A 17,034-nucleotide genomic window follows, 5' to 3' on the forward strand; every position below is an offset into this window, starting at 1 on the left:
GCGTCCGTGCCCACCCGAGCCGCTGCCGGTAGGTGTCCGCCTCGCGGCCTAGGGTTGGTCCATGAGCGTGCGGCGGGTCATGGGCACCGAGGTCGAGTACGGCATCTCGGTGCCGGGACAGCCGACCGCCAACCCGACGACGCTGTCCAGCCAGGTCGTCAACGCATGGGCGGTGGCCGAGGCCCCGACCCCGCGCCGTCCCCGCTGGGACTTCGAGGAGGAGAGCCCGCTCCGGGACGCCCGCGGCTTCGACCTGTCACCGGCGCAGGCGCTCGACCACAACGACCTGGACGAGGACACCGGGATGGCCAACGTCATCCTCACCAACGGCGCCCGGCTCTACGTCGACCACGCCCACCCGGAGTACTCGACGCCGGAGGTCACCAACCCGCGCGACATCGTCCTCTGGGACAAGGCGGGGGAGCAGGTGATGGCGGAGGCGGCCCGGCGTGCCGCGCGCATCCCCGGCCAGCCGACCATCCAGCTCTACAAGAACAACACCGACGGCAAGGGCGCCTCGTACGGGTCGCACGAGAACTACCTGATGGACCGGCGGACGCCGTTCATCGACATCATCCGCGGGCTGGTGCCGTTCTTCGTCACCCGGCAGGTGTTCGCCGGCTCCGGACGGGTCGGGATCGGCACCGAGGGGCGGACGCAGGGCTTCCAGCTGTCCCAGCGCGCCGACTTCTTCGAGGTCGAGGTCGGTCTGGAGACGACCCTCAAGCGGCCGATCATCAACACCCGCGACGAACCGCACGCCGACGCCGACAAGTACCGGCGGCTGCACGTGATCATCGGTGATGCGAACCTGTCCGAGCTGTCCACCTACCTCAAGGTCGGGACGACGGCGCTGGTGCTGGCCATGATCGAGGCCCGCGCGCTGCCCCGCGACCTCTCGATCGAGGAGCCCGTCGAGGCCCTGCAGGCCATCAGTCACGATCCCACGCTCACCCACAAGGTGCGGTTGCGCGACGGGCGCCAGATGACGGGGCTCGACGTCCAGCGGCTCTACCTCGAGCAGGCGGAGAAGTTCGTCCAGAACACCGGGGACGGCGACGAGCAGACCGCCGACGTGCTCCGCCGGTGGGCCGAGGTGCTCGACGACCTCTCCATCGACCCGCTGCGCTGCGCCGACCGGCTGGACTGGCCGGCCAAGCTGCGGTTGCTGGAGGGCTATCGGAACCGGGACGGCCTGAGCTGGGGCGATTCCCGGCTGCACCTGGTCGACCTGCAGTACTCCGACGTCCGGCCGGAGAAGGGGCTCTACCATCGGCTGGTCGCCCGCGGCTCGATGCAGCGCCTGCTCACCGACGAGGAAGTGGACCGGGCGATGGTCAACCCGCCGGGGGACACCCGCGCCTTCTTCCGGGGGGAGTGTCTCCGGCGCTATCCCGCGCAGGTGGCCGCGGCGTCCTGGGACTCGGTGGTGTTCGACCTCGGCCGGGAGAACCTCGTGCGGATCCCGACGATGGAGCCGCTCCGGGGCACCCGCGAGCACGTGGGCGCGTTGTTCGAGGCCACGTCGACGGCGCAGGAGCTCGTCGACACGATCACCGGGGGCTGATCGGAAGGTACTCGTCCGGCGGACGCGGAATGTCGGCCTCGGCGGGTAGCTTCAGCCCAGTAGCAGTCACGTGAAGGACCGGAGGGCAGCATGGCCACCAGGGACACCGGCGGACAGCAGAAGGCCACGCGGACACGCGAGGAGGTCGACGAGGTCGAGGCCTCCGTCGACACCGAGACCGCCGAACGCCACAAGGAGATGACAGAAGACGTCGATTCCTTGTTGGACGAAATTGATGAGGTATTGGAGGAGAATAGCGAAGAATTCGTGAGACAATATGTACAAAAAGGGGGTCAGTGAACAAGATCGTTCTTGTTTGCTGAAGTGAAAGAAAAGTATTGTCGTGATTGCGGTTTCAAGCGCCCGGTAGCTGACTTCTCTGCCAATCGCCGGTCTCGGGACGGGCTTGCCTTGTACTGCCGTGACCACCTGGCCGTACGGGCGGCGCGAAGCAGGGAGGCGCGTCGCGCAGAGCCGGTTCGCTACCGCAGCCGACCGCGCGAGCTGTCCGTCCCACCCGGTACCAAGTGGTGTCCCGATTGCGGGCACGTGAAGCCAGAGGCTGAATTCGCCCGCAGTCGTGCGTCTGCGTCGGGACTCGCCTCGTACTGTTTGCCGTGCCACAACGCCCGCGGCAAACGAAGCATTGAAAAGCGTGGCGGCAGTCGCACGTACCACTTGACGCGCCGGTACGGGATAAGCGGCGAGGAGGCGGACGCGATGCTCGATGCGCAGGCCGGCTTCTGTGCGATATGCAAGACAGCGCCGGCGGTCCACGTCGACCATGACCACGCCACCGGCGCCGTGCGGGCGTTGCTGTGCTTCAACTGCAACGGGGGCCTCGGGCAGTTCAGGGACGACCCGCAGCTGCTGCACGCCGCCGCGTACTACGTCCAGTTCCACACCATCCGTCAGCAGATGCAGGCCGAGCTCGACGCGACGGCCAGCCCGCCGGACGGGGCCAGCCGGCCAGGCGAGCCGCCGGTAGGGTCGCAACGACGCCCGGGAACCCGCAGCACCACCACGCGGAGCACCGGGCGGAACAGCGGGTCACGCCGGCGGACGCAGGCGGGAGAGGCGGATGGGTGAGCGAGCAGTCGATCGGCCGGAGCGGGTTCCCGCCCGCCTATCTGGACCGGGTGGGCTCCTCGTTCACCGACTTCCTCGCGACGACCGCGCCTGACCTCCTGCCCGGCCGCCGTCCGGTCCCGACGCTGCCGGTGGGCGACATCGCCCCGCACGGCACGACGATCGTGGCGGTCACCTACGAGGGCGGCGTCCTCATGGGCGGCGACCGGCGCGCCACCATGGGCAACCTGATCTCCTCCCGCGACATCGAGAAGGTCTACCCGGCCGACTCCTACAGCGTCATCGGCATCGCCGGCGCCGCGGGCATCGCCATCGAGATGGTCCGGCTGTACCAGGTCGAGCTGGAGCACTACGAGAAGATCGAGGGGCTGACCATGTCCCTCGACGGCAAGGCCAACCGGCTCGCCGCGATGATCCGCGGCAATCTCGGCGCGGCGCTGCAGGGCCTTGCCGTCGTCCCGCTCTTCGCCGGCTTCGACCTGGATGCCGCCCCCGGGACCATCCCCGGACGCATCTTCAGCTACGACGTCACCGGCGGGAACTACGAGGAGCGCGGCTACGCCGCCGTCGGCTCCGGCTCGTTGTTCGCCAAGAACTCGTTGAAGAAGACCTGGCGCACCGGCCTGCCGGCCGACGACGCCACGCGGACCCTGGTCGAAGCGCTCTACGACGCCGCCGACGACGACTCCGCCACGGGCGGTCCGGATCCGGTGCGCCGGCTGTACCCGATCGTCTACCGCGTCGATGCGGAGGGAGCGGTACGCCTCACCGACGCCGAGGTGGCCGCCGTCGCCGACACCATCGTGAGCGAGCGGGCCGAGGCCGACCGCCAGAACATGGACCGGGAGGCCTGACCCCATGACCATGCCGTACTACGCCTCGCCCGAGCAGCTGATGCGGGACCGCTCGGAGTACGCCCGCAAGGGCATCTCCCGCGGCCGCAGCGTCGCCGTCCTCACCTATGCCGACGGCGTGCTGTTCATCGCGGAGAACCCGAGCTCCACTCTGCACAAGGTCGGTGAGCTGTACGACCGCATCGCCTTCGCGGCTGTGGGCCGGTACAGCGAGTTCGAGAGCCTGCGCGTGGCCGGGGTGCGCCTCGCCGACGTCCGCGGGTACTCCTACAACCGCCGCGACGTCACCGGCCGGGTCATCGCCAACGCCTACGCCCAGACCCTGGGCGAGATCTTCACGCAGCAGACCAAGCCCTTCGAGGTCGAGCTCTGCGTGGCCGACGTGGGGGACCGCCCCGAGAACGACCAGCTCTACCGCCTCACCTTCGACGGCTCCATCGTCGACGAACCGGACTTCGTGGTGATGGGGGGCCAGGCCGAGGCCGTCACCGGTCACCTGCGCGAGCACTTCCATCCGGGCATGGGCCTGTCCGACGCCCTCGAGGTCGGTGTCCGGGCGCTCTCGGCCGTCAGCCCGGTCACCGCCGGCGGCGGCAACGGTGGGCCCACCCGCCTCACCGCCGCGCAGCTGGAGGTCGCCGTCCTCGATCGGCGCCGCCCGAAGCGGGCCTTCCGCCGGGTCGTCGGCGCCGCGCTGCGCACCCTGCTCGGCGACGAGGTGCCCGCACCTGACGCCCGCGAGGAGGCACCTGCGACCACCGCTCACGCGCCGAGCGTGCCCGAGCCCGGAACCCCTCCCGGACTCGGTGACCCCGCCAACCCGGACACCGCCGGGGGCGTCGGGACCGATCCGCAGGACTGATCGGGCGTGCCGACCTACCGCATCAACGAGGACGGCGTGGCCCGGGCCCGGGAGCTGATCGACGCCGGGAAGGTCGACGTCGACACGGAGTGGGCCGATGCCGCACCGTCGGCCGACGACGAGAACGCCGAGATCGAGAAGCACGGATACGACGGCTACGGCGCCTGGCACCTGGCGGTCGATGCGGAGGCGAACGAGGAGACCAAGAAGCGCTACGCCTTCCCGTACGGCGACTGGCCCGCTGCAGGGTCCCGCCGCGAGCCTGCGAGCGGTGGGGGGCAGAGGGTCCTTCTCCACGCGGAGATCGAGCAGGTCGCCGACGACCTGCTCCAGCACCTCGACGCCACCCGCCGGGGCTGACGACACGGACGGGCCTCCGATCGAACCCGCCCGGTGCGCCGGGACAGCGCCTCTGTCCCTCTCGGCGCCTAGGCTCAGATCGTGGACCGACGGATCTTCGGCATCGAGACCGAGTACGGCGTCACGTGCACCTTCAAGGGGCAGCGTCGGCTGTCCCCGGACGAGGTCGCCCGCTACCTGTTCCGGCGGGTGGTCTCCTGGGGGCGCAGCTCCAACGTCTTCCTGCGCAACGGCTCCCGGCTGTACCTGGACGTGGGCAGCCACCCCGAGTACGCCACCGCCGAGTGCGACGACCTCAGCGAGCTGGTCGTCCACGACAAGGCCGGTGAGCGGATCCTCGAGGGCCTGCTGGTCGACGCCGAGCAGCGGCTGGCCGAGGAGGGCGTCACCGGAGACATCTACCTGTTCAAGAACAACACCGACTCCGCGGGCAACAGCTACGGCTGCCACGAGAACTACCTGGTCGGCCGGCACGGGGAGTTCAGCCGCCTGGCCGACGTCCTGATCCCGTTCCTGGTCAGCCGGCAGATCGTCGTCGGCGCCGGCAAGGTCCTGCAGACCCCCCGCGGTGCCATCTACTGCGTCAGCCAGCGCGCCGAGCACATCTGGGAGGGCGTCTCCAGCGCCACGACCCGGTCCAGGCCGATCATCAACACCCGTGACGAGCCGCACGCCGACGCCGAGCGCTACCGGCGGCTGCATGTCATCGTCGGTGACTCGAACATGAACGAGACGACGACGCTGCTCAAGGTCACCATGACCGACCTGGTGCTCCGCATGGTCGAGGCCGGCACCCCGATCAAGGACATGTCGCTGGAGAACCCGATCCGCGCCATCCGCGAGATCAGCCACGACATGACCGGCCGGCGCAAGGTCCGCCTGGCCAGCGGCAAGGAGATGTCGGCGCTGGAGATCCAGTCCGAGTACCACTCACGGGCCGCCGACTTCGCCGACCGGGAGGGCTGCAGCGCCGAGCACCGGCAGATGCTGGAGCTGTGGGGCCGGGTCCTCAAGGCCGTCGACACCGAGGACCTGTCCCTCATCGACCGGGAGATCGACTGGGCGACCAAGTTCAGCCTGCTCGAGCGCTACCGCGCCAAGCGCGATCTGCCGCTGTCGCACCCGCGCATCGCCCAGATGGACCTCGCCTACCACGACATCAGCCGCCGCCGCGGCCTGTACTACCTGCTGGAGCGGGCCGGCCAGGTCGACCGGGTGGCCCACGAGCCGCGCATCTTCGAGGCCAAGAACGTCCCGCCGCAGACGACCCGGGCCCGGCTGCGCGGGGAGTTCATCCGCAAGGCCCAGGAGAAGCGCCGCGACTTCACCGTCGACTGGGTGCACCTCAAGCTCAACGACCAGGCCCAGCGCACCGTCCTCTGCAAGGACCCCTTCAAGGCCGTCGACGAGCGCGTCGACAAGCTCATCGCGAGCATGTGAGTCGTCCCGAGTGGGCCCCGGAGGGGTCCGCGAGGGACGACTCATGGATGGGCTCAACGCAGCTGGGGGACGGCAGCTGGTCGCGGTGTCGGCCGGAGGCCGACAAGTGTCATAGCGAGGTCGGCCGGAGGCCGACAAATGTCATAGCGGTGTCGGCCGGAGGCCCACCGGAAACGGGGTCCGCGGTGTCGGCCGCAGGCCGACCGATGTCACGGCGCCTCGACCGACGCGATCCGGTACTTCCGCACCTCGGCCGACAGCACGTCGGGAACGTCCGGGGGAGGCGCGTCCGGGTCGCCGGACGTGCGGAAGCGCTGGAGGTCCTCGTCGGACTCCCAGCGCTCGAAGATGTTGATCCGCTCGGGATCGAGCGGATCCGCAGCCTGCACGAAGTCGAGGCACCCGGGCGCCCGTCGGGCCTGAACCGCGACGTCGGCGACCGCGGCCAGGTAACCGTCCCGGTCGCCCGATGCGACCCGCAGCGAGCCGGCGACGATGATCACGGCGCCTGCGCCCCCGCGGCCTCGGGCTTGGTCTCCGCCACGGGCACCCGCAGGGCAGCGAACCGCCCCGCGGCCGCGGCGGCCAGGAAGTAGGCCCGTTCCTCCGGGTAGCCGCGGCCCATCGTCCGCAGCGGCACGGGGGAGAGCCCGAGGGCGTCGTCGAGGCCATCGGTGTCCACCCACACGACGGGGTTGCGGGAGGGCTGCCCGGCGAGGTCCTCGTCGATCTGCCCACCGAGCTCCGAGGACAGGCCGCGCGGCGCGATCAGGGTCACCCCGCCCAGCGCCACCCGCCCGAACGCCGTGAGGGAGTGGTGGGAGACGCCGCGGTGCCGGGTCCGCGGATCGGCGTCGGAGATCCGCAGGGCGCCGATCGGCTCACCGCCCAGAATCGTGACCGCGTTGCACGCCTCGCCGGCGGCGACCCCGGAGAAGCCCCACGGCGTTCCGGTGCCCAGGTTGCCGGGTCCCTGGCTGACGATCGTCAGGTCGGCGCCCAGGACGTGCCGCGCGGCCAGCAGGCCGGTGTGCACCGTGACCGCCTCCAGGTCCCCGCCGAACGCCTGCCCGACGGTGATGACCCCGGCCAGCGAGGGCGCCAGCGCGTCCAGGGTTCGGGAGAAGGCCGCCGGCAGCGCGCCGCCGTCGGTCATCACGTAGGCGACCTTCAGGTCCGGATCGGTGGCCAGCATCCCGATCAGGATCGCGGGCAGCGCCGAGTGCAGATCGGCGACGACCACCGGCATGCCCCCGAGGTCGTCCGCCTCGGCCAACAGCGCGTGGTGCTCGGTGTCCTGCTCGTCCACACCGCTGACGGTCGCCTGCAGCGGCGTGTAGCGCGCCTTGACCAGGTGCCCCGGGCCGGTGGGGTCGGGGGGCAGCCGGTCAGGTACGGCGACCACAAGGGCCACGCCACCGGTGCCCAGGCCCTGGGCCAGCGCCGTCGTGTTCAGCAGCACGTCGTCCCCCACCTGGGGGATGCCGACGAGTGAGGGGTAGGCCAGCGCGCGCAGATGGCCCTCGTCGGGCACCTCGACGGTCAGTTCCAGGCTGTCCCGGCCCCTGCGTCCGGTGGCCGTCACCTGCCCGCGTCGCCAGCGGACCCGCGAGGGCGGGGGGGGAGCGGCGGAGTAGGGCATGACCGCAGGCTAGCCAGCGCCGCAGACGGCGGTGCACCGGCGGCGGGAACGAGGGCCCGGGCTGACTAGCCTGGGCGCCATGGCGGCCAAGCGGGCAGAACGACTGGTGAACCTGGTCATCGCCCTGCTCAGCACGCGGCAGTACGTCACCGCCGCCCGGATCCGTGCCACCGTGCCGGGTTACGAGGCCGACGACGGGTCCGAGCGTGCCGACGAGGCCTTCAAGCGGATGTTCGAGCGGGACAAGGCCGAGCTCCGCGAGATGGGCGTCCCGCTGGAGACCGGCCGCACCAGCGCTTTCGACACCGAGGACGGCTACCGGATCGCCCGGGCCGACTACGAGCTGCCCGAGATCCGGCTGACCGGTGAGGAGGCCGCGGCCGTCGGCCTGGCTCTGCGGCTGTGGGAGTCGGCCCAGCTGGCCGGTGCCGCACACAGCGCGCTGGTGAAGCTCAAGGCGGCCGGCATCGACGTGGACAGCTCCCGCGCCATCCCGCTCCAACCACGTCTGGACGCCGGGGAGCCGGCGTTCGAGCCCTGCTACGCCGCCGCCCGCGACCGTCGCCGGCTGGAGTTCGGCTACCAGCGCCCCGACGAGGACACCCCCTCCCGCCGCCGCGTGCAGCCCTGGGGGGTCGTGGCCTGGCACGGCCGCTGGTACCTCGTGGGCCTCGACCTCGATCGCGGCGCCGAACGAGTGTTCCGGCTCTCCCGGGTCGTCGGCACCCCCAAGGCGACCGGTCCCGCCGGTGCCTTCGAGCCGCCCGCCGGTCTCGATTTGGCCGAGGTGGTCGCGGGTCAGGTCAGCGGGGAGGAGCAGCTGGTCGTCGTCCGTGCCCGGCCGGGGACCGCCATCGGGCTGCGTCGGCACGCCACCCCCCTGGGCGGTGGCGAGGACGGGGACGACCGACTCCAGCTGCGCACGACCGAGCCCGGGCGGCTCGCCGACCAGCTCGCGGCCTACGGCTCCGACGTCCTCGTGGAGGCACCTGCCGAGCTGCGCGACGCCGTGATCGCCCGCCTCACCCGGCTCGCGGCGATGGGGGAGCCGGCGTGACGACCACCGGCACCACCGACCGGATGACGCGCCTGCTGGCGCTCGTCCCGTACCTGACCGCCCGGCCCGAGGGGGTGCTCGTCGCCGAGGCCGCCCGCGACTTCGGCGTCAGCGAGCGGCAGCTCCGCAGCGATCTCGAGCTGCTCTGGATGTGCGGGCTGCCCGGCTACGGGCCCGGTGACCTGATCGACCTGTCCTTCGAGGGCGAGCGGGTGCGGGTCACCTTCACCGCGGGCATGGTGCGGCCGCTGCGGCTGACCACCGACGAGGCCGTCGCCCTGGTGGTCGCGCTGAAGACCCTCCTCGAGCTGCCGGGCCTGGCCGAGCGCGAGGCGGTGAGCCGCGCCCTGGCGAAGGTCTCGGCCGCGGCCGGGCACGCCGGCGACCGGGTCACCCCGGTCGCCGTCAGCGTCGACGCGCGCGAGGAGGCGCTGGCCGTCGTGCGGGACGGCCTGGAGCGCAAGCGGGCACTGCACCTGCACTACTACGTGCCGACCCGGGACGAGCGGACCGAGCGGACCGTCGATCCGATGCGCCTGCTCCTCGTGGACGGGAAGTGGTACCTCGAGGCGTGGTGCCGGAGGGCCGAGGGCGTGCGGCTGTTCCGGCTCGACCGGGTGGACGACGTCGTCGCGCTCGACGAGCCGGCCGCCCCACCGCCGCAGGCCCACGAGCGCGACATCGACAACGGCGTCTACCAGCCCGACCCCGGCTCGCCGGCCGTCCGCCTGCGGCTGTCCCGCAGCGCGCGGTGGGTCGCCGACTACTACCCGGTGGACTCGGTGTCCGCCGTCGACGACCCACCCGGCGGGCTCGCCGTGACCGTGCGGACCCAGGATCTCTCCTGGGCCCGGCGGCTGGTCGCCTCCCTCGGCGGGGATGCGCTGGTCGACGAGCCGGCCGACCTGGCCACCCAGGTGGCCGCCGACGCCCGTGCCGCCCTCGCCCGGTACGGGGGCGTCGCCACGGACAGCGCCGGTTAGGGTCGGCGCGTGCTGTTCTGGATCGTGCTGGCGGTCGTGGTCGTCCTGGCGCTGGTCGCCCTCGGCGTGGTCGGCTACGGGGTGCTGGGTGCCTTCGGCCGGCTGAACCGGGAGCTCGAGGCCGCCGAGCGGGACGTGCGGCCGCTCCTGGAGCAGGCGCAGGCCACCGCCACCCGGGCGGCCGAGGTCCAGGGCGGCCGGGCGAACTCCGGCTGAACAACAGGCGGCAACCGGACCAGCACGGCGCGAACGTCCGCGCGGGGCCCGGGTCGCGAACCCCGTTCGGCGTAACATCCCCGGTGCCACCCACCCCTGGAGGACCAGTGAATCTCGGCCCGCTGGAGATTGGCCTGATCGTCCTGGCCATCCTGCTGCTCTTCGGCTACAAGAAGCTCCCGGACGCCTCCCGCTCGCTCGGCCGCTCGCTGCGGATCTTCAAGGGCGAGATGAAGGGCATGAAGGACGACGACGTGCGCACGAAGGACGCGGCGCAGACCGCGCCGGTCCGCGGCGAGATCGCCGGCCCGGCCGGTGACGACCCGAGCACCCAGCTGCACGAGGAGGCCCGCGCCGCCGAGGCGCGTGCCGCCGAGCTGCGGGCCCGCGCCGAGCAGACCCGCGCGGCCGACGGCTCCCGCTGACCTTCGCACCAGGCAGGCACCGGTGAGCGAGGGCGGGCGCCCGAGGCTTCGGCGACGGCGGCAAGCCCGTGACCCCCAGGCGACGATGACCCTCGTCGCCCACCTCACCGAACTGCGCAACCGCATCGCCAAGGCGCTGCTGGCGCTCGCCCTGGGCACCGTCGTGGGCTTCCTCTGGTACGACCGGGGCCTGCTCACCTTCCTCACCGAGCCGTACTGCGCGCTGCCGCCCGACTTCCGGTTCCAGGGCGACGAGTCCTGCCGGCTGGTGGTCCTCGACGTGTTCGGCGGTGTGCTGCTGCGGCTGAAGATCGGTCTGATCGCCGGCGCGGTGCTCTCCGCACCGTTCTGGCTCTACCAGCTGTGGGCGTTCATCACCCCCGGGCTCAAGCGCAACGAGAAGCGTTACACCGTCGGGTTCGTCGTCGCCTCCACGCTGCTCTTCGCCGCCGGCGCGTTCCTCGCCTGGCTGACCCTCCGCAAGGGACTGGAGTTGCTGCTCGGGCTGGCCGGCGGCGAGGTGGCGTTCCAGCTCACCGCCCCCGACTACCTGGGCTTCGTGATCAGCCTGCTCGTGGCCTTCGGGCTGTCGCTGGAGCTGCCGCTGATCGCCGTCGCCCTCAACCTCGTCGGCGTCCTGAGCTACAACGCGCTGAAGAGGTCCCGGCGCTGGATCTTCTTCCTGACCATCGTCTTCGCCGCGTTCGTCACGCCGACCCAGGACCCGTTCACCATGCTGGCGATGGCCGGGCCGATGATCGTGCTGTTCGAGGGCGCCATCCAGATCGCGCGCGTCGTCGACAAGCGCCGGGCCAAGCGGGAGGCGCTGGAGCACTTCCACGACCTCGACGACGACGAGGCCTCGCCGCTGGACGCCCGGCCCTCCGCCCTGGGCGCCGACTACGATCCCTCGACCGCGTCCACGCGCGGCTGAGCGGAGGACTGATGAGCACCTTCGGCGCGGACGTCTCCGTCCTCGTCAGCCCGGCGGCCGGACGCGGGCGCGGCGCCGTCCTGGCGGTGGAGGTGCTGGCCGCCTTCCGTGAGGTCGGCTTCGACCCCGAGGTGCTGCCCGCGGACAGTGGTGCCGAGGCCGAGCGGCAGGCGGCCAAGGCGGTCGCCGCCGGCACCCGTGCGGTGGTCGCCGTCGGCGGGGACGGAACGGTGCACGCCGCCCTGCAGGCCGTGGCCGGGACGACGACACCGCTGGCGATGATCCCGGCCGGCACGGGCAACGACCTCGTGCGGGCGCTGGGGGCACCCCGCGACCCGCTGGCCGCCGCCCGGGCGGCCGCCGAGGACCTGATGGCAGGCACCACCCGGACCGTCGACGCGGGGCGGACCGGCGACCGGTGGTGGGCCACCGTCCTGTGCTGCGGCTTCGACTCCGCCGTCACCGACCGGGCCAATCGGCTGCGGTGGCCACGGGGGCGCCGCCGGTACGACGTCGCCGTCCTGGCCGAACTGGCCCGACTCCGGCCGCGGGAGCTGACGCTCGTGCTGGACGGCGAGTCGCAGACCCTGCCGATCACGATGGTCGCCGTCGGGAACACGGCCTGGTACGGCGGGGGGATGAAGATCTGCCCGGGCGCCGACCCCGGGGACGGGCTCTTCGACGTCACCGTCGTCGGTGCCACCACGCGGCTGGAGCTCATCCGCACCAAGCCGCTGCTGACGTCGGGAACGCACGTCGACCACCCGTCGGTCTCGGTGTTCCGGGCGGCCCGGGTGGAGCTGTCCAGCCCGGGGGCCACCGCCTACGCCGACGGGGAACCGGTCGCCCCGCTGCCCACCGTCGCCGAGTGCATCGCGGGTGCCCTGACCGTGGTGGGTGCCGGGCGCTGAGCCCGTCGGCCTGCCGGCAGGACCCGCCGCCGGCCTCGTCCCGAGGCTCGTCCGAGCCTGCGAGGGATGAGGAGGACGGGGTCCTTCTATGGTGGGGGGCAGCAAGGTCCCTACTGTGGAGACATGTCCAGCCCAGCTGAGCGCTACGCGGCTGCCCGGCGGCGGACCGCCCATCCCACGCTGTCGGACTTCACCGCCGAGCTCGGCTTCTCCCTCGACCCCTTCCAGGTGGAGGCCTGCGAGGCCCTGGACGAGGGCTCGGGTGTGCTCGTCTGCGCCCCGACCGGCGCCGGCAAGACCGTGGTCGGCGAGTTCGCCGTCCACAAGGCCCTGTCCGAGGGACGCAAGGCGTTCTACACGACGCCGATCAAGGCGCTGTCCAACCAGAAGTACGCCGACCTGGTGGAGCGCTACGGGCCGGACACGGTCGGCCTGCTGACCGGGGACAACGCGGTCAACGGCGGGGCGCCCGTGGTGGTGATGACCACCGAGGTCCTGCGCAACATGCTCTATGCCGACTCCCCGGCGATCGACGGTCTCGGCTACGTGGTCATGGACGAGGTGCACTACCTCGCCGACCGGTTCCGTGGCGCCGTGTGGGAGGAGGTGATCATCCACCTCCCGCAGTGGGTCACCCTCGTCTCCCTGTCGGCGACGGTGAGCAACGCCGAGGAGTTCGGCGACTGGTTGGTCACCGTCCGCGGCGACACGAAGGTCGTCGTCAGCGAGGTCCGGCCCGTGCCGCTGTGGCAGCACATGCTCGTCGGCAACCGGGTGTTCGACCTGTTCGCCCTGCGTCCGTCGGCGCACGCGGGGGAGCAGGGCGAGGGACCGCGCGAGCTGTCCACGCGCGAGCGCGGCTCGTCGGTCGTGGACCCCGAGCTGGTGCGCTACGTCCGCGAGCACGAGCGGCGGATCGACAGCTGGCACGGCGGCAACGGCGGCTCGCGCCGCGAGTCCTGGCACAAGCCGCGGTACCGGCCGCCGGCCCGCCCCGACGTCATCAGCCGCCTGGACGCCGCCGGCCTGCTGCCCGCGATCACCTTCGTCTTCAGCCGCAACGGCTGCGACGCCGCCGTCCACCAGTGCCTGCTGAGCGGGCTGCGGCTGACCGACGAGGCCGAGCGGGCCGAGATCGCCGAGATCATCGACCGGCGGACCGGATCCCTGCCAGAGGAGGACCTCCACGTCCTCGGCTTCTGGGAGTGGCGCGAGGCCCTGCTGGCCGGGCTCGCGGCCCATCACGCGGGTCTGGTGCCGGCGTTCAAGGAGACCGTCGAGGAGCTCTTCGTCCGCGGCCTGGTGAAGGCCGTCTTCGCCACCGAGACCCTCGCCCTGGGCATCAACATGCCCGCGCGCAGCGTCGTGCTCGAGCGGCTGGTGAAGTGGAACGGCGAGGCGCACGTCGACGTCACGCCGGGGGAGTACACCCAGCTCACCGGTCGGGCCGGCCGGCGGGGGATCGACGTCGAGGGCCACGCGGTGGTGATCTGGGCGCCTGGCATGGACCCCTCGGTGGTCGCGGGACTGGCCAGCACCCGGACCTACCCGCTGAGGTCCTCGTTCCGGCCCAGCTACAACATGGCGGTCAACCTGGTCAGCTCGTTCGGCCGGGCGCGGGCCCGCGAGCTGCTCGCCTCCTCCTTCGCCCAGTTCCAGGCCGACCGGTCGGTGGTGGGCCTGGCCCGCGCCGCCGCCCGGCACGAGCAGGACGCGGCGCGTTTCGCCGCCGAGATGCACTCCGACCGGGGCGACGTGGGCGCCTACGCCCAGTTGCGCCGCGAGATCGCCGACCGGGAGAAGGAGCTCTCCCGGGACTCGCAGGCCAAGCGCCGCATGGAGACCGCGGACGCCCTCGCTGCGCTGCGGCCCGGTGACGTCATCCGCGTGCCCTCGGGACGGCGGCAGGGGCTGGCCGTCGTCATCGACGCCGGCATCACCGACCTGGCCGACCCGCGCCCGCTGGTAGTGACCGAGGACAAGTGGGCCGGCCGGCTGGGCTCGGTCGACTTCCCGACGCCGGTGACGGCGGTGGCCCGGGTGCGGGTGCCCAAGAACTTCAACCACCGCAGCCCGCACGCCCGGCGGGACCTGGCCTCGACCCTGCGGAACGCACGCGTGGAGAACGACCTCGGGGCCCGGCGGATCAAGCAGCGGTCGGGGGCGGCCGACGACCCGGTGCTCGCCGACCTGCGCCAGGCGCTCCGCAACCATCCGGTCCACCAGCTGCCCGATCGCGAGGAGCGGGTGCGGGTCGCGGAGCAGTGGCTGCGCGCCGTTCGGGAAGCCGACGGGCTGCAGCGGAAGATGGCCGAGCGGACCGGGTCGCTCACCCGCCAGTTCGACGCCACCTGCGACGTCCTCGAGGAGCTCGGCTACCTCGTCCCGGAGGTCGCGCCGCTGGTGCCCGCCGACACCGAGGTGCTCGGCGCGGCCGACGACGTCCCCGTGGTCACCGCCGACGGGCACCGGCTCGCCCGGATCTGGTCGGAGGCCGACCTGCTGGTGGCCGAGTGCCTGCGCTCGGGCGCCTGGCGGGGGCTGACGCCGGCCGAGCTCGCGGCGGCGGCGTCGACAGTCGTGTTCGAGGCCCGGCGGGACAACCCCGCGCTACCGGCCGTGCCCGCGGGCAAGGTCGCCGCCGCGATCGCGGAGATGCGGCGGATCCGGGCGCGGCTGCACGACGTCGAGTCCGACCACGACGTGCGGGTCACCCGCGATCTGGACCTGGGGTTCGCCTGGGCCGCCTACCGGTGGGCCGACGGGCAGAGCCTCGACCGCGTCCTCGCCGGCGCCGAGCAGGCGGGCACCGAGCTCTCCGGCGGTGACTTCGTCCGGTGGATGCGCCAGCTCATCGACCTGCTCGACCAGCTGGCCAAGGTCGCCGAGGAACCGGTCGCGGCGATCGCGCGCGCGGCGGTCGGCCGGGTGCGCCGGGGAGTGGTCGCCGTCGCGGCCGGCGGCTGACCGCGGCTCGCCGCCGGCCACCCGGGGATGGCGTGGGACACAATTCGCGGGGCCCCGGCGATCGATCGTCACGGGGGACGCCGGACCGGGGAGTGGCCATGACCGACCCGCCGCAGGGCAGGGACCAGCCGGCGGACGGCCGCGGCGATCCCTACGACCCCGACCGTCATCCGACGCGGCCCGTGCCGTCGTACGAGCGTCCACCGCCCGCCGTCGGCCAGCGCATCCACCCGGGGCAGGTCCAGCAGCCCTACAGCCGCCGGCCTCAGCCGTACCCGGCCCAGCCGTACGGGCAGCCCTACGGCCCTCCCGCCGGGCCTCCGCAGCAGTACGGGGTGCCACCGTACGGTCCCGGGCCCTACGGGCAGCCGGCGCCGCAGCGGAGATCCCGGGTCGGGCTCATCGCGGGCGTGACGGCGGGGCTCCTCCTGCTCATCGCCGGTGCCGTCGTCCTGGCGCTGAGCCTCTCCTCCACGGTGCTGGACCGGACGGCGGTCGAGCGGGACGTCGCCGGCCAGTTCGAGGAACGCGAGGGCGTGGCCATCGACCTCGACTGCGCCGAGGAGATGAAGGTCGAGGCGGGCGCGACCTACGAGTGCAGCGGGACGACCGCCGACGGCGAGGACGTCACCCTGCGGATCGCCATCACCGACGAGGACTCGGCGGCCTACACGTGGACCGAGCCGTGACCGTCACCCGACCGCGTCACCCGACCGCGTCGGCCGGCCAGCCGAGGGCGGCGCCCAGCCGCCTGAGCGAGGACTCCAGCCCGTGCCGCGCGGCCAGGGTCGTCAGGGCCTCGGGGTCGGCCGGCGAGCGGGGGAGGGTGCCCTCGACCGGTGGCAGGTCGATCGTGCGCGCCACCGCCACGACCACGGGCGCCGCGTCCAGGTAGTCCGACGCCGCGTGCAGCTTCTTCAGCACCGCGGCCGTCAGCGGCGGTCTCGGGACGACGGTCCGCGCGACGGCGGCCCGGATGCCGGTCAGGTCGCCGAACTCGTTGATCAGCGCCGCCGCCGTCTTCGCGCCCACCCCGGCCACTCCCGGCAGCCCGTCGCTCGGGTCGCCCCGGAGCACGGCGAAGTCCGCGTACGTGCCGCCCGGGATCCCGTACTTCGCGGTGACGGCGGCCTCGTCGACGAGCTCGATGTGCGCGATCCCGCGAGCGGTGTAGAGGACCCGGATGCCCCGCCCGTCGTCCACGAGCTGGAAGAGGTCGCGGTCGCCGGTGACCACGTCGACCGGGCCGCGGGCGCGGGTGGCCAGGGTGCCGATGACGTCGTCCGCCTCGTAGCCCGGTGCGCCGACGCGGTCGATGCCCGCGGCGGCCAGGACGTCGATCAGCACCGGGACCTGGGGGCTCAGCTCGTCAGGCACCTCCTCGCCGCCCTCGGGGGCGACCCGGTGCGCCTTGTAGGAGGGGAGTGCCTCCACCCGGAAGGCCGGCCGCCAGTCGTCGTCCCAGCAGGCGACCAGCCGGTCGGGACCGTGCGTGGTCAGCAGCCGCGCGGTCATGTCGACGAACCCGCGCACCGCGTTGATCGGCCGGCCGTCCGGCGTCGTCACGCTGGTCGGGACGCCGTAGAAGGCCCGGAAGTAGAGGCTGGCCGCGTCCAGGAGCATCGTCGTCACGGTGGCGGACGGTAGCGGTCTGGAAACGATTGCGGAGAACGGCGGTCCCCGTGGCTAGTCTGCGGTGGTGGGAATCGCGACTGCACCGGCCGGAA

The 17,034-nt window shown here is 72.6% G+C and carries 18 protein-coding genes; 15 read left to right on the forward strand and 3 right to left on the reverse strand.

Annotated elements, in window-relative coordinates; translation table 11 throughout:
* Positions 1-61 precede the first annotated feature (61 nt).
* The 7 genes from dop (at position 62) to pafA (ending at position 6,172) form a co-directional block, all read left to right on the forward strand.
* The gene (dop, locus tag CHB94_RS10830; RefSeq protein WP_089336585.1) at positions 62-1,567 is read left to right on the forward strand and encodes a depupylase/deamidase Dop; all 1,506 of its coding nucleotides are present in this window, start codon (positions 62-64) and stop codon (positions 1,565-1,567) included.
* A gap of 90 nt (positions 1,568-1,657) precedes the next feature.
* Positions 1,658-1,867, forward strand: coding sequence for a ubiquitin-like protein Pup (locus CHB94_RS10835; RefSeq protein WP_089336586.1), 210 nt, complete (start codon positions 1,658-1,660; stop codon positions 1,865-1,867).
* A 249-nt stretch (positions 1,868-2,116) separates the two neighbouring features.
* Complete coding sequence (locus CHB94_RS10840; protein WP_254920567.1) at positions 2,117-2,656, forward strand: endonuclease VII domain-containing protein; 540 nt, start codon at positions 2,117-2,119, stop codon at positions 2,654-2,656.
* Positions 2,653-3,510 carry a proteasome subunit beta gene (gene prcB, locus CHB94_RS10845; RefSeq protein WP_176445505.1) on the forward strand — a complete coding sequence of 286 codons (858 nt, stop codon included), beginning with the start codon at positions 2,653-2,655 and terminating at the stop codon, positions 3,508-3,510. The genes CHB94_RS10840 and prcB overlap by 4 nt, the downstream gene beginning before the upstream one ends.
* 4 nt (positions 3,511-3,514) lie before the next feature.
* Positions 3,515-4,372: a proteasome subunit alpha gene (gene prcA / locus CHB94_RS10850; protein WP_089336588.1), complete on the forward strand. Its 858-nt coding sequence runs from the start codon at positions 3,515-3,517 to the stop codon at positions 4,370-4,372.
* Between the two features lie 6 nt (positions 4,373-4,378).
* Positions 4,379-4,732 (forward strand): hypothetical protein, encoded by a 354-nt coding sequence (locus tag CHB94_RS10855; protein ID WP_089336589.1) that lies wholly within the window; start codon positions 4,379-4,381, stop codon positions 4,730-4,732.
* Positions 4,733-4,813: 81 nt separating this feature from the next.
* Positions 4,814-6,172: a Pup--protein ligase gene (gene pafA / locus CHB94_RS10860; RefSeq protein ID WP_089336590.1), complete on the forward strand. Its 1,359-nt coding sequence runs from the start codon at positions 4,814-4,816 to the stop codon at positions 6,170-6,172.
* A gap of 209 nt (positions 6,173-6,381) precedes the next feature.
* On the opposite strand, the gene CHB94_RS10865 is transcribed toward pafA, so the two are convergent.
* Both CHB94_RS10865 and CHB94_RS10870 read right to left on the reverse strand, forming a co-directional pair.
* Complete coding sequence (locus tag CHB94_RS10865) at positions 6,382-6,675, reverse strand: putative quinol monooxygenase (protein ID WP_089336591.1); 294 nt, start codon at positions 6,673-6,675, stop codon at positions 6,382-6,384.
* On the reverse strand, positions 6,672-7,814 hold the full coding sequence (locus CHB94_RS10870) for a DUF3866 family protein (RefSeq protein ID WP_089336592.1): 1,143 nt from the start codon (positions 7,812-7,814) through the stop codon (positions 6,672-6,674). The genes CHB94_RS10865 and CHB94_RS10870 overlap by 4 nt, the downstream gene beginning before the upstream one ends.
* Positions 7,815-7,893: 79 nt before the next feature.
* Between CHB94_RS10870 and CHB94_RS10875 the strand changes: the two genes are divergently transcribed.
* The 8 genes from CHB94_RS10875 to CHB94_RS10910 all read left to right on the forward strand — a co-directional run bounded on the left by CHB94_RS10875 (position 7,894) and on the right by CHB94_RS10910 (position 15,996).
* On the forward strand, positions 7,894-8,871 hold the full coding sequence (locus CHB94_RS10875) for a helix-turn-helix transcriptional regulator (protein ID WP_089336593.1): 978 nt from the start codon (positions 7,894-7,896) through the stop codon (positions 8,869-8,871).
* Positions 8,868-9,854: a helix-turn-helix transcriptional regulator gene (locus CHB94_RS10880; protein WP_217899263.1), complete on the forward strand. Its 987-nt coding sequence runs from the start codon at positions 8,868-8,870 to the stop codon at positions 9,852-9,854. The genes CHB94_RS10875 and CHB94_RS10880 overlap by 4 nt, the downstream gene beginning before the upstream one ends.
* A gap of 9 nt (positions 9,855-9,863) precedes the next feature.
* Complete coding sequence (locus CHB94_RS10885; protein WP_089336594.1) at positions 9,864-10,070, forward strand: hypothetical protein; 207 nt, start codon at positions 9,864-9,866, stop codon at positions 10,068-10,070.
* Positions 10,071-10,177: 107 nt separating this feature from the next.
* Complete coding sequence (gene tatA, locus CHB94_RS10890) at positions 10,178-10,495, forward strand: Sec-independent protein translocase subunit TatA (RefSeq protein WP_089336595.1); 318 nt, start codon at positions 10,178-10,180, stop codon at positions 10,493-10,495.
* Between the two features lie 85 nt (positions 10,496-10,580).
* Positions 10,581-11,429, forward strand: a complete 849-nt coding sequence (gene tatC / locus CHB94_RS10895; RefSeq protein ID WP_141137459.1) for a twin-arginine translocase subunit TatC — start codon at positions 10,581-10,583, stop codon at positions 11,427-11,429.
* Between the two features lie 11 nt (positions 11,430-11,440).
* Entirely contained in the window at positions 11,441-12,340 is a 900-nt protein-coding gene (locus tag CHB94_RS10900; RefSeq protein ID WP_089336596.1) for a diacylglycerol/lipid kinase family protein, read from the forward strand.
* Between the two features lie 123 nt (positions 12,341-12,463).
* The gene (locus CHB94_RS10905) at positions 12,464-15,307 is read left to right on the forward strand and encodes a DEAD/DEAH box helicase (RefSeq protein WP_089336597.1); all 2,844 of its coding nucleotides are present in this window, start codon (positions 12,464-12,466) and stop codon (positions 15,305-15,307) included.
* A 98-nt stretch (positions 15,308-15,405) separates the two neighbouring features.
* Positions 15,406-15,996, forward strand: coding sequence for a DUF4333 domain-containing protein (locus CHB94_RS10910; RefSeq protein WP_141137460.1), 591 nt, complete (start codon positions 15,406-15,408; stop codon positions 15,994-15,996).
* A gap of 16 nt (positions 15,997-16,012) precedes the next feature.
* On the opposite strand, the gene CHB94_RS10915 is transcribed toward CHB94_RS10910, so the two are convergent.
* The gene (locus tag CHB94_RS10915) at positions 16,013-16,930 is read right to left on the reverse strand and encodes a 5'-3' exonuclease (RefSeq protein WP_089336599.1); all 918 of its coding nucleotides are present in this window, start codon (positions 16,928-16,930) and stop codon (positions 16,013-16,015) included.
* Between the last annotated feature and the right edge of the window lie 104 nt (positions 16,931-17,034).

Source organism: Blastococcus mobilis (assembly GCF_900188025.1).
In the GTDB taxonomy this organism is placed as follows: Bacteria; Actinomycetota; Actinomycetes; order Mycobacteriales; family Geodermatophilaceae; genus Blastococcus_B; species Blastococcus_B mobilis.

What these genes read in the sequence shown, in the direction of transcription:
- CHB94_RS10875 (WP_089336593.1), top strand. Translation starts at nt 7,894, where the DNA reads ATGGCGGCCAAGCGGGCAGAACGACTGGTGAACCTGGTCATCGCCCTG.
- tatC (WP_141137459.1), top strand. Translation starts at nt 10,581, where the DNA reads ATGACCCTCGTCGCCCACCTCACCGAACTGCGCAACCGCATCGCCAAG.
- dop (WP_089336585.1), top strand. Translation starts at nt 62, where the DNA reads ATGAGCGTGCGGCGGGTCATGGGCACCGAGGTCGAGTACGGCATCTCG.
- CHB94_RS10835 (WP_089336586.1), top strand. Translation starts at nt 1,658, where the DNA reads ATGGCCACCAGGGACACCGGCGGACAGCAGAAGGCCACGCGGACACGC.
- CHB94_RS10905 (WP_089336597.1), top strand. Translation starts at nt 12,464, where the DNA reads ATGTCCAGCCCAGCTGAGCGCTACGCGGCTGCCCGGCGGCGGACCGCC.
- prcA (WP_089336588.1), top strand. Translation starts at nt 3,515, where the DNA reads ATGACCATGCCGTACTACGCCTCGCCCGAGCAGCTGATGCGGGACCGC.
- CHB94_RS10870 (WP_089336592.1), bottom strand. Translation starts at nt 7,814, where the DNA reads ATGCCCTACTCCGCCGCTCCCCCCCCGCCCTCGCGGGTCCGCTGGCGA.
- CHB94_RS10900 (WP_089336596.1), top strand. Translation starts at nt 11,441, where the DNA reads ATGAGCACCTTCGGCGCGGACGTCTCCGTCCTCGTCAGCCCGGCGGCC.
- CHB94_RS10915 (WP_089336599.1), bottom strand. Translation starts at nt 16,930, where the DNA reads ATGCTCCTGGACGCGGCCAGCCTCTACTTCCGGGCCTTCTACGGCGTC.
- CHB94_RS10910 (WP_141137460.1), top strand. Translation starts at nt 15,406, where the DNA reads ATGACCGACCCGCCGCAGGGCAGGGACCAGCCGGCGGACGGCCGCGGC.